We start from the raw sequence: 1,430 nt of genomic DNA on the forward strand, positions 1-1,430 counted from the left end.
ATTTCAAGATGACCGGCATCAGTATCGAGGTCGAGCTCCGCAACGAGGAACTCCGCGAAGCCCTGCGCGGGATGCTCCTGCGCATGGATCGCCGGCAGCCGTTCATGGCGGCGGTGGGCGAGCGGATGCTGTCCTCGACCAAGGATCGCTTCGCGACCGAAACCGATCCCGACGGGCGCGCCTGGAAGCCACTGCGGCCGGCGACGATCAAGGCGCGCCAGCGCAAGGGGCAGTTGCCGCTCACCATCCTGCGCTCCAACAGCAAGGGCAAGATCGGGTCATCCCTCGCGGGCTCCATCAACTACATCGCGACCGAGGACGAGGTGCGGATCGGGTCGCCAGTTGCCCATGCGGCCATCCACCAGCTGGGCGGCACGATCCAGCGGCAGGCCCGCAAGGCCAAGATCTACCGCGTGAAGGACGATGCCGGGCAGATCGGCCGCCGCTTCGTGAAGAAGTCCGCCGCGAACCATGTCACGGATGTCGATATCCCCGCGCACAGCATCACCATTCCGGCCCGGCCCTTCCTCGGCCTGACTGCGGCCGACGAGGCGGCGATCCTGGAGGATGCGGAGGACTGGCTGACCCCCTGACGGCACCGCCCGCAAAAGCGGCCCGCTGAGCGGCCTCGCCTCTTCCGGGGTGTCACGCCCCGCGAAAGCCGCCCGACCCCTGTTAGCCCCCCGTTAGGATCGCTTGCAGGGGCATCCGCGCCGCCCGCCGCCGATTGGGGGTTGAGTGGCGGCACCGGCCGGCGCATCCTGCCCGCACAGGCACCGCGCGGCGGCGGGGCTGACCGGAGATCATCTCCGGGCGATATGCCCACCCCGATCGCGCAAAGGTCGTCCAGCACCAACTGGATGACCGCCCATGCCCGACCCGCAGCCCCTGACCGCCCGTATCGAGGTGTTCCGCCCGGGCACGTTCCGCCCGATGGATGGCGAACCGATCACCTATACCGCGGCGGAGCTGCGCGCGATCGCGGACGCCTACGACCCCGAGATCGCACCGGCGCCGGTCGTCGTGGGGCACCCGGACACCGACGCGCCCGCCTTCGGCTGGGTCGAGAGCTTCGACTACGATCCGCAGGCCGAACGCCTCTATGCGAACCTGCACGAGATCGAGCCCCAGTTCGCCGATCTGGTGAAGGCCGGGCGGTTCCGGAAAGTGTCGATGGCCTATTTCGCGCCCGGCCAAGCGCACAACCCGGTACCGGGCACCTGGTATCCCAAGCACGTCGGCTTCCTCGGCGCGGCCGCCCCCGCCGTATCCGGGCTGAAGAACGCGAAGTTCTCGACCGATGCGCCTGCCGCCGCCGTGTTCACTTCGGCCTTCGGTGGCGGCGGTCTCGAGGAGACCGCCTCGCTGCTGCGCCTCCTGCGCGACCTGATCATCGAGAAATTCGGGCTGGAGGACGCCGACCGCGCGCT

General features: G+C 69.2%; 1 protein-coding gene and 1 pseudogene. Both read left to right on the forward strand.

Annotated elements, in window-relative coordinates; all coding sequences use genetic code 11:
- Window positions 1-593 (forward strand): phage virion morphogenesis protein (locus RGD00_RS23260; protein WP_310459610.1); only part of this gene is annotated, 593 nt, incomplete at its 5' end.
- 277 nt (window positions 594-870) lie between these two features.
- Window positions 871-1,430: pseudogene (locus RGD00_RS23265) on the forward strand (hypothetical protein); the annotation flags it as partial.

Source organism: Ruixingdingia sedimenti (assembly GCF_031432425.1).
GTDB classification, from domain to species: Bacteria; Pseudomonadota; Alphaproteobacteria; order Rhodobacterales; family Rhodobacteraceae; genus Ruixingdingia; species Ruixingdingia sedimenti.